Annotated in this window: 13 protein-coding genes; 1 reads left to right on the top strand and 12 read right to left on the bottom strand. The window is 56.3% G+C overall.

Features of this window, described 5'->3' with window-relative positions:
- Positions 1-265 precede the first annotated feature (265 nt).
- From gbpA to siaA, 8 genes are all read right to left on the bottom strand, one after another.
- A complete protein-coding gene (gene gbpA, locus M3P88_RS07535; protein ID WP_249615431.1) occupies positions 266-1,690 on the bottom strand; it encodes an N-acetylglucosamine-binding protein GbpA in 1,425 nt (474 codons plus the stop codon).
- Positions 1,691-1,748: 58 nt separating this feature from the next.
- Positions 1,749-1,982: a hypothetical protein gene (locus M3P88_RS07530; protein ID WP_249615430.1), complete on the bottom strand. Its 234-nt coding sequence runs from the start codon at positions 1,980-1,982 to the stop codon at positions 1,749-1,751.
- A gap of 263 nt (positions 1,983-2,245) precedes the next feature.
- Complete coding sequence (locus tag M3P88_RS07525; RefSeq protein WP_249615429.1) at positions 2,246-3,295, bottom strand: AI-2E family transporter; 1,050 nt, start codon at positions 3,293-3,295, stop codon at positions 2,246-2,248.
- Between the two features lie 98 nt (positions 3,296-3,393).
- Positions 3,394-5,160, bottom strand: a complete 1,767-nt coding sequence (gene dsbD / locus M3P88_RS07520) for a protein-disulfide reductase DsbD (protein WP_249615428.1) — start codon at positions 5,158-5,160, stop codon at positions 3,394-3,396.
- A gap of 40 nt (positions 5,161-5,200) precedes the next feature.
- Positions 5,201-5,992 (bottom strand): biofilm regulation diguanylate cyclase SiaD, encoded by a 792-nt coding sequence (gene siaD, locus M3P88_RS07515; protein ID WP_249615427.1) that lies wholly within the window; start codon positions 5,990-5,992, stop codon positions 5,201-5,203.
- Between the two features lie 5 nt (positions 5,993-5,997).
- Positions 5,998-6,378: a biofilm regulation phosphoprotein SiaC gene (gene siaC, locus M3P88_RS07510; protein WP_249615426.1), complete on the bottom strand. Its 381-nt coding sequence runs from the start codon at positions 6,376-6,378 to the stop codon at positions 5,998-6,000.
- An 18-nt stretch (positions 6,379-6,396) separates the two neighbouring features.
- Positions 6,397-6,939, bottom strand: coding sequence for a biofilm regulation protein kinase SiaB (gene siaB, locus M3P88_RS07505; RefSeq protein ID WP_249615425.1), 543 nt, complete (start codon positions 6,937-6,939; stop codon positions 6,397-6,399).
- Positions 6,936-8,990 (bottom strand): biofilm regulation protein phosphatase SiaA, encoded by a 2,055-nt coding sequence (gene siaA, locus M3P88_RS07500; RefSeq protein WP_249615424.1) that lies wholly within the window; start codon positions 8,988-8,990, stop codon positions 6,936-6,938. Before siaA ends, siaB begins: the two co-directional genes overlap by 4 nt.
- Before the next feature lie 77 nt (positions 8,991-9,067).
- Between siaA and M3P88_RS07495 the strand changes: the two genes are divergently transcribed.
- Positions 9,068-9,913, top strand: coding sequence for an alpha/beta fold hydrolase (locus M3P88_RS07495; protein ID WP_349629046.1), 846 nt, complete (start codon positions 9,068-9,070; stop codon positions 9,911-9,913).
- A 51-nt stretch (positions 9,914-9,964) separates the two neighbouring features.
- Here M3P88_RS07495 and M3P88_RS07490 read toward each other — a convergent pair whose 3' ends face one another.
- The 4 genes from M3P88_RS07490 to M3P88_RS07475 form a co-directional block, all read right to left on the bottom strand.
- Positions 9,965-11,161: a branched-chain amino acid ABC transporter substrate-binding protein gene (locus M3P88_RS07490; RefSeq protein ID WP_249615422.1), complete on the bottom strand. Its 1,197-nt coding sequence runs from the start codon at positions 11,159-11,161 to the stop codon at positions 9,965-9,967.
- A 324-nt stretch (positions 11,162-11,485) separates the two neighbouring features.
- Positions 11,486-12,706: a branched-chain amino acid ABC transporter substrate-binding protein gene (locus M3P88_RS07485; RefSeq protein ID WP_249615421.1), complete on the bottom strand. Its 1,221-nt coding sequence runs from the start codon at positions 12,704-12,706 to the stop codon at positions 11,486-11,488.
- 142 nt (positions 12,707-12,848) lie between these two features.
- Entirely contained in the window at positions 12,849-13,940 is a 1,092-nt protein-coding gene (hemH, locus tag M3P88_RS07480) for a ferrochelatase (RefSeq protein WP_249615420.1), read from the bottom strand.
- A gap of 81 nt (positions 13,941-14,021) precedes the next feature.
- Positions 14,022-16,418 (bottom strand): DNA translocase FtsK, encoded by a 2,397-nt coding sequence (locus M3P88_RS07475; protein WP_249615419.1) that lies wholly within the window; start codon positions 16,416-16,418, stop codon positions 14,022-14,024.
- Between the last annotated feature and the right edge of the window lie 20 nt (positions 16,419-16,438).

The following is a 16,438-nucleotide window of genomic DNA, read 5'->3' as shown; positions in this document are numbered from 1 at the left end:
AGGCTCAATCTTGATATTCGCCGTGCGCACCTCTCCGACCTGAAACCTGACCGATAAGCAGCACAAGGCGTTTAAGTCTTATCAACTAGGTTTCATGCACATTGGCGTGAAATGCCTAGTGCAGATACTGACCGCTTGTGCTTTGTTATAAAAAGACTTCACTTCGCAGATCAATATTCAGCTGATGCCACACCATGCGGGCGCATAGACATAAAAAAACAGCCCGGAAAAATCCGGGCTGTTTAGCATCATGCAGAAAGAACGCTTACTTCACTTCGTCCCATGCCGAAGCCCAGTGCGAACCGACACCGGGTTCGTAATGGGTCGCAGAAGCGGACCACTGGCTGCAGTAACCGCTATAAGGGAATGGCTTGCAACGGTAAACCTTGCCATTTTTGCTTTGCAGCACCCTGCTGCCGGCCTGATAGGATTTGAGCGACTGAGGGTGAATATAGTCATAAGCTGGCGTCGTGCCTGCCTGCTTGAACATCATGTCGAATGTCTGCTGTACCGGTGCAGCATGACCTTCTTTGGGGCTTCCCTTGACGACAAGCTGATGATGACCCGCTTTGGCATTAGCAATGGCCATACGGAAAGTCTGGCTGCTATTGTTGAGCTGCGCCTCGGCATGACCCTGAGCAATGCCATCATGGTTGTAGACGGTATTACTGACCAGCAAATTACCCTGGGCCGCGACACTGAACTCAAGCTCAACCTTACCCTGGTTGATCACATAGCTATCCGACAAGCGGCTCACGCTAATGCTGTTCTGAATCGGTGGCTGTTGCTGTTCGATCTGGATTTCCACCCTTGTCAGACCACTGGCTTTGCGCAAATAAATCGGGTTGAGCCCGTAAGCAGGACCAAACTGGCCATCTGCGGCTTTTTGCCCGGCGCGGATATCTGCTTGCTCCTTGTTGATCTTGCTAGCCAATGCGTGAGTCCAATTATTGCGCAGGCCCTGCGTACTGCTGGCTATTTGCAAGGTCGTACGCAAAGAGGTGCGCTCGCCACTGGCATCGAAAACGCGGGTGTACACCCGGTCTCCGGCTTTCAGATCCACCGATGGATGAATCATGCCGCCCTGACTCCATGGAGGTGTAGGCTGGCCATCACCACTGAACATCACATCGACGACGTTATAAAAACTATTGACGGTATCGCCCACTTCCCATACACCCAGAATCACCTGGTAACCGGTACGCTTAGGCACCATGCAGCGATGCGTCACCTGTTTTGGCGGTTGAACCATACTGCCATCCACAGTGCAAAAAGGAGTCAAATCAAAGGCGGCACGGGTAAGCGGCTGGTTAGAGTCCCAGTCCTGTCGCGTGATGTAATAGCGCCAGTTGCGAGTTTTATGGTTCGCGGTAAAAAACCAGCTGAAACTTTGCTCGCCGGCTTCCATATCGCGCTTGGTCCAGCGGTCAGCCGTTTGTGCATCCAGTTCGGAAAATTGAATATGGCCGGCGCTGGCAATCTTGCCATCGGCCGGGCCGGCAGCGGGAAAGCCGGATGGTGCCTCCAGGCTTTGCGGTTCCCACTGAGCGGCGCCGCACTGGCTATTGCCTCCAATCTTGCACAGATAGCCGCGAGCGGCAGGGGCGGAAATATAACCATGAGCAAAAACACTGCCAGTCAGTAGCAGGCCGGCAATAGTCAGGCAGGTAAATTGGGTTGGAGAGGTCAAAGCAATATCCTGTTAGTCGGGCGTTTACACGGTCGAATCGTGCGTATTTTTATAAGGTTCAGAACTGCTCGATCACGGCTGGCAAGCCGTTTTCGTGGTGTATCGCTGCCTGTGACTGGGGCTGTGGTGCGGCAGATACGGACGAAGGCTCATCAGGCAGGGGCGTGATGGCTTCAGGTGAAATCTCCTGCATCGCGGCAGCGGGTTTGGCGGTACTGTCGCTGCCGCCGCCTCCACCTGAACATGCAACAAGAGCCAGCGTGCTGGCAAAAATGAAAGGGAGCGTCTTCATAGGCGACTCTTCTGATTGGAAAAAAACGGCAGGGCATGCCTGCTTAATGAATGACGCCCTACCGGCAAGGTACAAGAAAAACGCCCATATATTTGGGCGTTGTGTGTAAATACCTAAAACAACTTGCGGTATCAATAATTAGCATCATTAATCTAATGATATCTAATGGACGTATTATTGTGAAGTTTTTATTTAAATAATCACTAAAGATACCGCAGCACGCCATGTAAACAGGGCGCATAGGCTACCTTCCATAAAAAACATCAGTCGCTCTCACCCAACCAGTGGCGATAGATAGTCAGCGCAACGGCAAGCAGGGTCGGCCCGATAAAGAGCCCGATCACACCCCAGGCCAGCAGCCCCCCCATCACGCCCATAAAGATAACGAACAAGGGCATTTGGGCGCCCTGGCTGATCAGCAAGGGGCGCAAGACATTGTCGACGGTATTGACCAGCAAGAAGCCCCACAGCAACAGGAAAATGCCGTAATTGTTGTCGCCCATGTAAAACAGCCAGCCAGCGGCCGGCAGCCATACCAGAAGCGTCGGCAGCTGGGCTACGGCGAACACGAAACACAGAAAACCCAGCGCCAGCGCGCCGGGCACGCCGGCGATCAACAGGCCGATCACGCACAAGATGGTTTGAGCCAGCGCCGTTCCGACTACACCATTGGATACGCCGCGCACGGTACGGGCAATGACCTCAGCCAGGCCATCGGCCGGGGCGCCGCCCAACTTATGCAAGGTCAAGTTGGCGCCATCCCACAGCTTGTCGCCATTAATCAGCAAAAGGCCGGAAATAAGGATGGCCAAAATGATTTCCAGCAGGCTAAAGCCGATGCTGGCGCCTTGCTCCAGTATCCACAACGCGGCTTTATTGGCGGTCGGGCGCAGTTTTTCGATAAAGCCGGGCACATCGGCCTGCACCGAGAGCCAGAAGGCATTGAGCTTGTGGCCAACCAGCGGAATGCTGTCCAACCAGGCCGGGGCATGTGGTACCGGATAGTGGCTCAAGGTTTCCAGCGTCTGGGTATCGGGCAGGCTATGCGCCAGCTTGACCGCCATGACACTAATAGGCGCGGCAATGGCAATCATCAGTATCAACACAATGGCGATGGCAGCCAGTTTGTCGCGCTGGCCCATATGCCTGGCCAGCCAACGATAGTAAGGCCAGGTGGCAATGGAAATGATGGATGCCCAGATCAGCGCACCAAGAAAAGGCTGGATCACCTTAAGGCAGGCAGCCAGTAGCAGCAGTACCGCGGCAATACGGATGGCCGCCATCACATTGAAGCTTTGTTTGTCGGGATTCATGGCAGTCAAGCTCAGATCGGGAATGAATTTATCATGGCACGCAGGCAAGAAAAAAACCGGACATGTGAAGTCCGGTTCTCGCTAGGCCGGCATGCCGCTTAAGGTAGACGCTGCAATAGGGCAGGGCCGTCGATAAAACCAACGATAAGCGGCTGCTGTGTGCCTTTGGCATCGAAGACTATCAGTGCCGGCGGGCCGAACAGGCCAAAGCGCTTAAGCAGAGCCTGATGCTCGGCATTATTGGTGGTGACATCGGCGCGCAAGCGCATAAAACCGGCCAGTTTCGCGACCACGGCAGGATCTTTAAAGGTGACTTCTTCCAGCTCTTTGCAGCTGACGCACCAGTCGGCGTAAAAGTCGACAATCACCGGCTTGCCGGCAAGGCGAGCCTCCGCCAGAGCCTGATCCAGCGCGCCCACGCTGGCAATCGCTTGCCAAGGCTGGGCAGGCGCGGCAGCGGCCTGTTGCCCTGCGAGAAAGCCCAGAGGCTGGCGCGGATCGCTGGCGCCTGCCAGCATGCCGACAAGCTGGGCTGCGCCCAAGAGAAACAGCACGATACCTAGAGCCTTGCCCAGCTTGCTGCGGTGGCCGGCATTAGGCGGCAGGCTCTCGAAGGTCTTAAGAAAGACTGCGCACCCGATGGCCAGCGCCCCCCATAGCCCCAACACCAAAAACGCCGGCAGAAAAGGCGTGGCCAGATAAAGCGCCAAGGCCAGCATCAGCACGCCAAAACCGGCCTTGACCGCTTTCATCCATGCGCCTGCGCGCGGCAGAATGTGACCACCAAAGGTGCCGATCAGCACCAAGGGCAAGCCCAGCCCCAAAGCCATCATATAGAGCGCGGCACCGCCTAGCAGCGCATCGCCGCTGGCGCCGATATAGCCCAGCGCCAGCGCCAGCGGCGGTGCGACGCAAGGCCCGATCAGTAGCGCCGACAGCATGCCCATCAGCGTAACGGTGGCCAGTTGGCCGCCGCTCAGCTGGTTGGATGTGCTGGCTAGGCGGCTTTGCCAGGCAGCAGGCAGCTGGATGGAATAAAGGTCAAACATGGACAAGGCAAACGCCACCAGCAGTAAGCTGGCGCTTAAAATCACCGCCGGTTGTTGCAGCCAGACGGTCAGCAGCGAACCGGTCAGCCCGGCAATCACGCCGATCACGGTGTAGGTCAGCGCCAAACCCTGTACATAAGCGAAGGACAGGATAAAGCCGCGCTTTCGGGTCAGCGTATGGCCCTGGCCGGCAATCAGCGACGAGATAATCGGCAACAGCGGATACATGCAGGCAGTCAGTGCCATGCCCAGTCCCGCGATAAAAAACATGGACAGCGTCGCCAGCCAGCCTTGCGCCGACAGATCCTGATCGGCCATGTCGGCCGGCGGCGGGCTCTGGGGTTTGGTCAGCCAGTCGGGCAGCAGGGACTGCCCCAGCTTGATGGTGCGCGTGTCCGGCGGGTAACACACACCGACATCGGCGCAGCCTTGCAGTTTGACCTTAAGCGTCAGCGCTTCGGGCGCATGGGCCAATAGCGGCACGGTGACCGCAACTTTGCCGGTATAAATGCGCTGCAAGCCAAAATAAGGATCATCCTTGAGCTTGCCATCGGGAAATATCGCCGCACCGATCAGGCCGGGCGGCTCGCTGGCGACTGAAATACGCTCGCGATACAGGTAGTAGCCGGGTGCCACGGTGAAATTAAGCGTGACCACGCCGCCCTGACGCTCGGCTTTGAGCGCAAAGGCCTTTTCCTGACTAAGCAGATCATCCTGACTTAGCGCATGGGCGGGCAGGCTGAACAAGCTGCCCAGCACAACAATCAGGGCAAAGAAAAATGCTTGCCAACGGCGGAAAAAAAGAGAGATTTGCATGCGCGCATTGTCTCGTTGAGAGGACTATCTTGCAAGCGCATTAATCGGCATGGAATAACTGGTTGCGCCCTGCATTTTTGGCGGCATACATAGCCGCATCCGCGAGGGCAATCAACGACTCGACATTTGAAACGGCGGACGAGTCGGACTGGGCAATACCGAAGCTCATCGATAAAACGGTGCCGTCCGGCATGCCTGTGATGTGCATCCCCGCCATTTTTTGCATGATGTTGCGCACCAGTACGTCTGCCTCCGCAGCCTTGGTCACAGGCAAGAGCAACAGAAACTCCTCGCCACCCCAGCGGGCGCAGCAATCGGTTTGACGCAGGCGCGACAGCAGCAAATCGGCCACCCGCTGCAGCACAAGATCACCCGCTTCATGGCCGGCAGCATCATTGATGCGCTTGAAATGGTCGACATCCCCCAGTACTACGCAAAATGGCCGCCCGCCGCGCTGCTGGCGGGCCAACTCGTCGCGTAGCCGCGCCTGCATATAGCGGCGGTTATAAAGCCCCGTCAGCTCGTCCTGTTCGGATTGCTGGCGCAACTCTTCATTCAGCTGCTGCAGCGACTGCTGGTAGCGATCCGAAATGCGCAGCAAGCGCTCCAACCGCTTCATTTGTTGCTCGTGGCGCGCGGCGTAGCTCATGCCTCGGTCGTGCTCGGCTTTTTGGTAGCGGTCGGAAATACGCGTCATCCGCTCCAGCTGCTCGGTATGGTCGCAGTAAAGGCCATACAGTCCATCCAGCGCCTGATAAAGCGGATGACCCTGCCATTGCGGATCCGCGAGCAAAGCGCGGATGGTGTCGTCCAGATCGGCCGGTTTGGCCATGATGTTTATCCTGTGTACGCCATGATTTCGAAAGGAAAGCTGCAGTCTTCGCTGAATTCCTCCGCCAGTTCGGCCACCCGCTCGTTGTCCGGCTGATAATGCCAGACCAGACGGATATCGCGTCCGGCGACAAATGCCTCTTCGGCGCTATCGAAAATATCCATCATGATGCGAATGCTGCTGGTATTGAGGTAGAGCAAACCGATATCCAGTTGCAAAGGCAGGCTGCTTTCGCCGAGATAGGTTTGAACCCAGTCAAGAACCGGCTGGAAAAATTCGAATGCATTTTCCGGATAAGAATCCCCCGACATATGCAGCACGCCACGGGCGGTGTCGGTACGGATGCACGGCGTCGATGTCGTGGCGGGGATATTAAGATCGAGCATATGAATCACCGTCCTGTTTCAAATAACGATCTGCAAGCTGAAAAAACCATAGTGCTCATCCAGCACTTGCAAGGCCGCTGCCGGCGGCTGGCTGGATTTGCGTGCCATATCGATCAGGCCGAGTCCTGCGCCGGTCGTCGCACCCGCTTCGCGTGGTGCACGCAGTTGCAACTTGTAAGCGGCTTTCAGTTCTGCCTTATCCATGCCGGCCAATTGTTCGATATGGCGGCACAGCGCCTCACCATCGGCAAGATGGATGACATTGCCGGCACAGACTTCATAGTGTCCGTCGCTGCGATGCGAGATCACTACCGTGCCGCTGGCCATGGCGTCGGGCAGACCTTTTTGCCGCGAATAGTGGCGTATATTCTGGGTCAGCTCGATGTAAATGCTGAATACATCGGCAATGGAAGAGGACGAAGCCTCCAGCGCCTCAAGATGGCGGCGCAGCGCCTGACCGATTTCTTCGATCAATGTGGCAGAAAACAGTCCGTTAAAACTCAATAAGATAGCGTTGCTATCGAATGTCGCGCGTAGTGCAAGCAGGTCTTGTGGCTTCATTTTTCGTCCTTAAAGGGCAGGGGCAGGCTCGCATCAACGCCAAAAACGGCAATATCATCAATTTGCGGCAAGGCCTGTTGATAATCAGTCAATACCGTTTGCAAATAAGTACTGCGCTCGCCCCAAGGCAGGGCCTGCAACTGGGCCAGCACAGCCTCGAAGCGACGGCGGCCAAAACCATAGCCTGCTTCGCCGCCATTCTGGTCAAGCAGCCCGTCACTGCTCAGGTAAAGAGAAAGCCCCGCGCTAAGCGGCAGGGTATGGTTGACGGCCTCGACCACACGCTTTTCACCCAGCGCCCGGCGGGCGCCGCGCACGACATGCACGCCGCAAGCATCGACGCAATAAAGATCCATATGCGCGCCGGCAAAAGTCAGGCTGCCGGCCTGCCTATCTATATGGCAAAAAGCGGCATCCATGGTGCTGCTGATGCGTGTGGCAACCGCATCGCTACTGAAGCGCGTACGTGCTAAAGCATCCATGCGCATCAACAGGCCTGCCGGATCATCGGCCGAAGCATCGACCAGCGCATTTTGAAAAGCGGCATGCGCCAGCATGGTCATTAAGGCGGCAGAGACACCATGGCCGGCACAATCGATCAGGCCGAACAGGTAGCCGCTTCGGGTCGGCACAAACACATATAAATCGCCACTGACAACATCGCGCGGCAGCCACAACAGTGCATGCCGCTCAGGCAAAGTCTGCTGCAGCGCACGATCGGGCAAAATGCCATGCTGGATCAGGCTGGCATAACGGATATTGTCGCTGATTTTTTTATGTGCCTCGGCCATTTCACTATTGGCACGGCTAAGCAGCAAGGTGCGCTCGCTGACTTTGTCCTCAAGTTCCAGCGTATGGGTGCGGACTTGCCGGGCCATCTCGTCAAAAACATGCGCCAGCTCGCCAATCTCGTCATTGCGCACCATGGCAGATTTGACATCATAATTGCCGGCAGCCAATTGCCTGACATTGCCGGTCAGCCGGGCAATGGGTTTGAGTACCAGATGATCCACACCCAACATCAGCAGCAACAATGTCAGCAACACCAGTAGCAAAATGGCGGTCGCCATTCCCCATAGCAGCTTGCTATCGATCAGGTGGCCGGCCATCGGGTCGATCGCGGACACGGTGAACCATCCCAGCTCGGGCAGCATGGCCAGTGCCAGAACCTGCGGCTTGCCATCCAGGGTGACCGGTAAGGTCACCAGCTTGGCGCTACCTGCCTGCAAACGCTGCAATGCCATGCTCAGCGCCGGTATATCGCCATCGCCGGTCAGATAATGCGCGAGGGTTTGCCTGTCCAGCGCCTTTTTGCCGGCAAGGTTGTAAGCAATGCGCGCAGGGTTGGCATGCGCCAGAATCGCCCCCTGACGGTCGATAATGATGCTACTGACGCCAGGCAAGCTATTTCGCACATAATCATGTAAAAACCGGGTCAAATCGAGCCCGGTACCGACGATTCCCAAATGCTGCCCACCCTCGGTGGCCATAACATTGATCCAGACCTTGGTCACCTTCATATGCTCATCATGATTTACATTCAGATTGAGCGCATCGCTTCGTTTCAGACTGGAAAAAAACCATGAGTCGGCGGGTGTCGTCGCGGAGAGTTGGTAGCGCGGTTCTGCGCTAAAAGGCTTGATGCCATCATTAAAAAAGAAGTGCTTGGACTGTGCGCTGCTGACAAAATAAGAATGATCGCTAAACAGCTTGCGAAAGGACTCCGCTTCGGCAAAAAAAGGCTTTTTTAGCACGGGGTTGCCATCGTCGCGCAGAAATGCACGGGTACTTGGCGAGTCGGCCATTTTTTGCGCCAGAACCAGCTCGCGCTGGACAGGAATCAACAGGTTTAGCCGCTTCAATTCGACGTGGCCGCTGATATAAGAGGTGGCAAAATGTACGCGTACCCGCTCCATCAGCAATGCACCAAACCCTAGCGTCAGCGCCAGAATGACCAGTGCGAGCAAGATAGCGACGGCAAGCATCTTGCCGCGTACACCATGAAATCTTGATCGGGTAGCCGAAGACGTATTGGCTGAGGCTTGAAGCATGAATTTTCCGAGTCTGGATGGCGAGCTATCCACGCATTATAAATTTATTTGCATTGCCATGCACTATGAGTAAATAGATTAATCTCTACTTCGACATCACAACCAAGGACATCATTCTGCCAGCCCTACACTTTGCTCATGCCAACAGCTTTCCAGCCAGTATTTACCGCAAAATGCTGGCCGTACTCGAGCAAGACCACCACGTCGGTTATCTGGATACGATAGGGCACAACCCGCTGTTTCCAGTTAGCGACTGCTGGCCGCATTTAGTACGCGAAACCATTGCCTATATAGAGGAGCACTATGCGGAGGCCGTCTATGGCGTGGGCCATTCACTAGGCGGATTTTTACTGTTTTATGCCGCCATTGCCCGGCCGGATTTATTCAAGGGCATCGTGATTCTGGATTCACCACTAATGGGGCCCTTGCGCTCACGCGGTATTTGGCTAGCCAAAAAACTGGGCTTTATCCATAAGCTGACCCCGGGGAAAAATACCTTGCAACGCCGCGATAACTGGGCCGAATCCGACATGATGTACGACTACTTCGCGCGCAAGACCTTGTTTGCCCGCTGGGATCCGGAATGTCTGGCCGATTATGCGCGCCACGGCAGCGAAGCCCATGACAAGGGCGGGGTGAGGCTGAAATTTCGCCCGGCTATAGAACACGCCATTTACACGACCTTGCCACACGATCACCCGCGTTATCGCGGCCAGCTTAAAGTACCCGGGGTATTTGTGGCCGGCACCCAGTCCGGCGTATTAAAGCGTGGTGACCTGCACTGGATACAACGCCATTTTGGCCTGAGTATCGAGCATCAAGCCGGTTCACACCTGTTTCCACTGGAGCACCCGCTGGAAACAGGACGCCATATTCTGGAAATTATTGCTGCCATGGAGAAGCAGCCACGGGAGGGAAAATGAAAAAAGCCCTGCCTGAACACAGGCAGGGCTAGCCTGGACGCCAGAGTAAGCTTACTGGGCGGCAGAGGCTGCGGGCTTGACAGGGGTGGCCACCGTCTGCCATTTACCCCCTTTCAACTGATACAAGGTAACCAAGCCCTGCTTGATGTCACCCTTGGCATCGAAGGCGATCGCACCGGTTACACCATCAAGCTGGGTTTTTGGCAACTCCGGCAAATACTTGGCCGGCTCGGCAGAATCCGCACGCTTCATCGCACTGATCAGCACACGGGTTGCGTCATAAGTGTAGGGCGCATAAGCCTGCACCTCACCCTTGAAACGGGCGTTAAAGCGCTCATTAAAGTTGGCATAGCCTGGCATCACATCCTTGGAAGCACCGGCACTGGAAGAATAAACCCCCTCGGCGGCAGTACCGGCCAGCTTGATAAACTCGGCGGTATTCACGCCATCAGCCCCCATAAATGGGGCCTTGATGCCGATTTTCTGCATCTGTTTGACCATGGGACCGGCTTGCGCATCCATGCCGCCATAGAACACCAGATCCGGTTTGGCACCTTTGATGGCGGTCAGAATCGCCATGAAATCACTGGCGCTATTGGTGGTGTATTCGCGCTTAACCACCTTGCCGCCTGCCGCTTCCACTGCTTTGGCAAAGTCATCGGCCAGACCCTGACCATAAGTCGTACGGTCGTCGATAATGGCAATATTCTTGGCTTTAAGATCGACAACCGCAAATTTGGCCAGCGCATCACCTTGCTGGGTATCGTTGGCGATAATGCGGAAGGTATTGCTATAGCCTTGCTGGGTGAACTTGGGGCTGGTGACCGAGGCCGCCACCATGGGCAGGCCGGCATCCGAATAAATGCGCGATGCCGGGATGGTCGCACCGGAAGTCAGGTGACCGACAATGCCGTTTACGCCGGCATCAAGAAAACGCTGGGCGACTTGGGTGGCGGTTTTCGGGTCGGCCTGGTCATCTTCTGATACCACTTCGAAGCGGACTTTTTTCCCACCTAAAGTCACGCCCTCGGCATTGGCTTCTTCAACGGCCAGAATCACGCCATTGTCGCTATCGCGCCCCCAGTGTGCAAACGGGCCGGTCAGCGGATTGGCCGAACCAATTTTGACGATCAGTTCGCTTTCAGCAGCAGGCGCCGAGGCGTCCGCGCTTTGGGTTGCACCCTCCTTGCCACAAGCGGCGAGGGTCATGATGGAGGCTGCGATCAGGCTAAGACGGAAGAACTGCATGGGATGCCCTTTATTATGATTTAAAAATACTTTTCCAGGGTCATGCACCAAAAATGCCTTTTGGTCATTCAGGTCGGCCACATGCGGGTGAGTATGCAGCCTGTGTACGATCGACTGGATACAATCGAGATACAGACAATGTCATATTATCGCAGCCAAACCGCCCGTCAAGACCCTATTGGCATTTTATTGCAGGTATTTTATTATTTTTACAATAAAAACATTGCGTTAACGCCTGATATTGAATGTTGTCTACGCACTAAAACCTGGAGAAAATAAAAAAGCGACCCAAGCGGGTCGCTTCTGCAGGCATCGCAGCGTTGCTTACTGGGCAGCGCTGGCAGCTGGCGCAGCAGCAGGGGCGCCGCCTACCGTGGTCAGCACATCCCACTTGCCATTCTTGACCTGATACACGGTCACCGAGCCGTTGTTGACATCGCCTTGCGGATCGAACGATACATCGCCGGTCACGCCCTTATGCTGGGTTTTGCCCACTTCCGGCAGGTAGACTTTAGGATCGGTCGAACCGGCACGCTTCATCGCATCCACCAGCACCATTACCGCATCGTATTCATACGGTGCGTAAATCTGGATTTCCTGGCCATTGAAACGCTTCTTGAACTTGTCGTTGAACGAAGCGAAGCCTGGCAGCTTCTCCTTAGGCTGGCCCGGGCTTGCGGCATACTGGCCTTCAGCCGATTCGCCGGCCAGTTTGACAAACTCGGGAGTCTGCCAGCCATCGCCACCCATCAGCTTGGCCTTGATGCCCAAGCGCTGCATCTGCTTGGCCAGCGGGCCTGCTTGTGCATCCATGCCGCCATAGAAGATCACATCAGGCTGCGCACCCTTGATCGAAGTCAGAATGGCATTGAAGTCGGTCGCGGTATTGGTGGTGAATTCGCGCTTGACCACCTGGCCGCCCTTGGCTTTAACGGCACCTTCGAACTGGTCAGCCAGACCCTGACCGTAAGCGGTACGATCGTCGATGATGGCGACTTTCTTCGCTTTCAGGCCATCCACGGCAAACTCGCCCAGTGCCTTGCCTTGCTGTACGTCATTGGCAATAACGCGGAAGGTGGTCTTAAAGCCCTGCTTGGTGTAGTCAGGGTTGGTCGCAGACGGGGAGATCTGCGGAATGCCGGCATCGGAGTAGATCTTGGATGCAGGAATCGTCGTACCCGAGTTCAGGTGACCGACCACACCCACCACGCCCGCATCAACCAGACGCTGGGCAACCTGGGTGCCGATTTTCGGATCGGCTTGGTCATCTTCGGATACCAGTTCGAATTTAATCTTCTGCCCGCCAATTTCAGTGCCCTGTGCATTCAGGTCTTCGATGGCGAGGATGGCACCGGCTTCATTATCCTTGCCCAAGTGGGCAATCGGGCCAGTCATCGGCGAAACCTGGCCGATCTTGACCACAACTTCACCACTGGCAACCGCAGGTGCCGAAGCATCGGCCGGCGCTTTTTCTTCTTGTTTGCCACATGCAGCCAAGGACATTACGGCTGCTGCAATCAGGCTGAGGCGAGCTACATGGTTCATATTGGTGTTTCCCCTGAGTTAGACTTTTGGTCACTGCCGCCACGCATAAAGCTGCCGGCAGATGGCAAAAGATTATGATAACGAGCTATGCACTGTCAATGCCGTTTATCTTTGCCTTTCAAGGGGATGGCGTATAAATATATTATTGCGCAGCACCTAGTGCCTTTGCCATATTAATGCGCATTTTGCTAGTTAAATCGTCGAATCTTTCCCATCCCTGCAAGTTGTGGCAAATAATGTCTGCCAGCGCATCTATCCAGACCGGACTTTCGTTCAGGCATTCGATATAGCGGTACTCGCCACCGCCGGCCATCAGGAAGTCTTCTTTGCCCTCCATGGCGATTTCTTCCAGCGTTTCCAGACAGTCACCGACAAAACCGGGGCATACCACATCGACACGCCGGGTCGCCGCCTTACCCAATGCTTTAAGGGTAGGGGCGGTATAGGGCTGCAGCCATTCGGCGCGGCCGAAACGGCTCTGGAAGGTCACGATATAGTCGTCTGCACCAAGTTCGAGCGCTTCGGCCAGCAGGCGACCGGTTTTCAGACATTCGCAGTGATAAGGGTCGCCCTTGCTGAGCGTCGCCTTGGGAACACCATGAAAACTCATGACCAGCTTGTCCGGCCGGCCATTCTGGCGCCAGAACGAAGACACGCGCTGCGCCAATGCGGCGATATAGCCGGGGTGGTCATGAAAATGACGTACCGTACGCACTTCCACCATATTTCTTTGCTTGAGCAGCGTCGTGAATACCGCGTCCAGCGCCGTACCGCTGGAGGAGGCGGCATACTGCGGATATAGCGGCACCACCAGCAGACGGTCGACGCCGCGCTCGCGCATCTGGCAGATCACGCTTTCCACCGAAGGATTGCCATAGCGCATGGCGTAGTCGACAACCAGATTCTGCTGCCCGCGCTCGCCCAACAGCCCCTTGACCAGTTTGCACTGTTTTTGAGTGTGCAGCAGCAGCGGAGAGCCGTCTTTAGTCCAGATGGAGGCGTATTTTTCGGCCGACTTTTTGGGCCGGGTATTGAGAATGATGCCGTTCAAAATCGGCCACCACAGCAGGCGCGGGATCTCGACCACTCGCGGATCGGACAAAAACTGCTTGAGGTAGGGACGGACGGCCTTGGCGGTCGGCGCGTCCGGCGTACCCAGATTGATCAGCAATACACCGGTTTTGGCGCTTTGGTCGTGACGAAATGCAGGTTCTGGCAGGGAGTGGGTGATCATGGCGATGGCAGAGTCAGGAGTGAAAAAAGAGGGCAGGCTGCGCCGGCAGTTTTGCCGGATAGCGCCATGCCCCGCCGGCCTTTAGTCTTCGCGTGCCGGCACCAGTACCGAACGGTTACCGTTGGTTTCCATGGCGGACACCAGACCCGAGGCTTCCATCTGCTCGATCAGGCGCGCCGCGCGGTTATAGCCGATGCGCAAATGGCGCTGCACCGAAGAGATGGAGGCTTTACGGGTCTTAAGCACAATGGCGACGGCGTCGTCGTATAAGGCGTCCTGTTCGCTGTCACCGCTACCGGTACTGCCAAATTCGCCCCCGTCAGCCCCGGCCTCGCTTTCACCGGTCAGCATGCCCTCAACGTAATCAGGCTCACCGGTCGTCTTAAGGAATTCGACTACATGGTGTACCTCATCGTCGGCCACAAAAGCGCCATGCACGCGATTGGGGTAGCCGGTACCCGGCGGCAAAAACAGCATATCGCCCATACCCAGCAGGCTTTCCGCCCCCATCTGATCCAGAATGGTGCGGCTGTCTATCTTGCTGGAAACCTGGAAAGCCACCCGGGTCGGAATATTGGCCTTGATCAGGCCGGTAATCACATCCACCGACGGGCGCTGGGTCGCCAGAATGAGGTGGATGCCGGCGGCGCGCGCCTTTTGTGCCAGACGCGCAATCAACTCTTCGATTTTTTTACCGGCAACCATCATCAGGTCGGCCAACTCGTCTATCACCACCACGATATGCGGCAGATGTTCCAGCGGCTCTGGCGTTTCCGGCGTCAGCGAAAAGGGGTTACTGAGCTTGGTGCCGGATTTTTCCGCGTCCTTAACCTTCTGGTTGTAACCGGCAAGGTTACGCACGCCAAGCTTGGACATCAGGCGGTAGCGTTTTTCCATCTCGCCCACGCACCAGTTCAAGGCATTGGCCGCATGCTTCATATCAGTCACGACCGGAGCCAGCAGATGCGGGATGTCTTCGTAAATCGACAGCTCCAGCATTTTGGGGTCGACCATAATCAGGCGGACTTCCTGCGGTGTTGCCTTATAGAGCAGCGACAAAATCATGGCGTTGATGGCCACCGATTTGCCCGAGCCAGTGGTGCCGGCCACCAGCATATGCGGCATTTTGGCCAGATCGGCCACCACCGGCTGGCCGGAAATATCCTTGCCCATGGCCATGATCAGCTTGGAGGGCGAGTTCTGGTAGGCATCGGCGCCGATAATTTCGGACAGGCGCACAATCTGACGCTTAGGATTGGGCAGCTCCAGACCCATATAGGTTTTACCCGGAATGGTTTCGACCACGCGTATCGAGACCAGCGACAAGGCACGAGCCAAATCTTTCATCAGGTTGACGATTTGCGCGCCTTTCACGCCTACGGCCGGTTCGATCTCGTAACGGGTAATGACCGGCCCCGGATAGGCGGCAATAACTTTGACTTCAACACCAAAATCGGCAAGCTTGCGCTCGATCAGGCGCGAATTGAATTCAACCGTCTCGGCCGAAACCGGCTCCTGCAGACTCTTGGGTGCTTCCAGCAAGGCCAACCCCGGTAGCTCTCCGTGTGCACCGGCGGAAAACAAGGAAGGCTGTAGCGGCCGGGCTTGAGGGGGAGGGGGGAGGGGCGGCGTTTCGCTTAGCGCCATATCCAGCACCGGTGGTTCGACAGCCAAAGTGGGGACAACTGGCGCGGATGGCGCAGGCGAGGCTGAAGCGGCGCTCACCGGCGATGGCGCACGAACAGCTTGAGTCAGGCCACGGTCCTTATCCGCCGGCGGGGTCGCCAATTGAGGCTCGGCTTTACGGGAGGCCTGACGACGGCTCAAGCTTGCTTGTTGCGCCAATAGCCAGTGCCACAGCCGTAAAGCAGCTTTTTCCAGACCCGTGCCGACCTTTTCGGATAACTCCAGCCAGGATAATCCGGTCGAAAGGGAAACGCCGGCGGCAAACAGCACGACCAGCAGCAAACCGCCGCCGGTCAGGCCCAGCGCATGGCTAAGCCCACCGCCGATCAGCTTGCCGAATAAGCCGCCACCGGCCAGCGGCAATGCCAGCTCCTTGCCTTCCAGCAGCATGGCTTCAAGTCCGGCACTACCCAGCATCAGCAAACTGAAGCCGCCGATAGCGGCACCCGCAACCGGTGTCGGCACCGACTTGCTGGCGGAGAGTTTGCGATAGCCCCAGACAATGCCACACAGGCAGAACGGCACCAGCCACCATGCGCTATAGCCCCAGAGATAGAGCAAAATATCGGATAGCCAAGCGCCAAAAGCGCCGCCATAGTTTTGCAGCGTGCTTGATTCGGTACTATGCGACCAGGAAGGATCCGCCGGCGAGTAGCTCGCCAGCGCAATCACCAGATACACGGCGGCGGCGGCCATCAACAGCCACCATGCTTCGCGTAACAAGCCGGTCAGATGAGGGGGTAAGGGAGTATTCTGGTTTTTAACAGCTGCTTTACGCTTAAGGAGACGCATCTTCCAATAATCATGTTTCG

It is taken from the genome of Craterilacuibacter sp. RT1T, assembly GCF_023502145.1.
GTDB lineage: Bacteria > Pseudomonadota > Gammaproteobacteria > Burkholderiales > Chromobacteriaceae > Craterilacuibacter.
Note: the sequence above shows the minus strand (reverse complement) of the source record. Positions and strands in the feature narration are given on the sequence as shown.

Bases quoted from the DNA above. Each gene is read 5' to 3' on its own strand.
- M3P88_RS07530 (WP_249615430.1), bottom strand. From the start codon at position 1,982: ATGAAGACGCTCCCTTTCATTTTTGCCAGCACGCTGGCTCTTGTTGCA.
- M3P88_RS07525 (WP_249615429.1), bottom strand. From the start codon at position 3,295: ATGAATCCCGACAAACAAAGCTTCAATGTGATGGCGGCCATCCGTATT.
- dsbD (WP_249615428.1), bottom strand. From the start codon at position 5,160: ATGCAAATCTCTCTTTTTTTCCGCCGTTGGCAAGCATTTTTCTTTGCC.
- siaD (WP_249615427.1), bottom strand. From the start codon at position 5,992: ATGGCCAAACCGGCCGATCTGGACGACACCATCCGCGCTTTGCTCGCG.
- siaC (WP_249615426.1), bottom strand. From the start codon at position 6,378: ATGCTCGATCTTAATATCCCCGCCACGACATCGACGCCGTGCATCCGT.
- siaB (WP_249615425.1), bottom strand. From the start codon at position 6,939: ATGAAGCCACAAGACCTGCTTGCACTACGCGCGACATTCGATAGCAAC.
- siaA (WP_249615424.1), bottom strand. From the start codon at position 8,990: ATGCTTCAAGCCTCAGCCAATACGTCTTCGGCTACCCGATCAAGATTT.
- M3P88_RS07490 (WP_249615422.1), bottom strand. From the start codon at position 11,161: ATGCAGTTCTTCCGTCTTAGCCTGATCGCAGCCTCCATCATGACCCTC.
- M3P88_RS07485 (WP_249615421.1), bottom strand. From the start codon at position 12,706: ATGAACCATGTAGCTCGCCTCAGCCTGATTGCAGCAGCCGTAATGTCC.
- hemH (WP_249615420.1), bottom strand. From the start codon at position 13,940: ATGATCACCCACTCCCTGCCAGAACCTGCATTTCGTCACGACCAAAGC.
- M3P88_RS07475 (WP_249615419.1), bottom strand. From the start codon at position 16,418: ATGCGTCTCCTTAAGCGTAAAGCAGCTGTTAAAAACCAGAATACTCCC.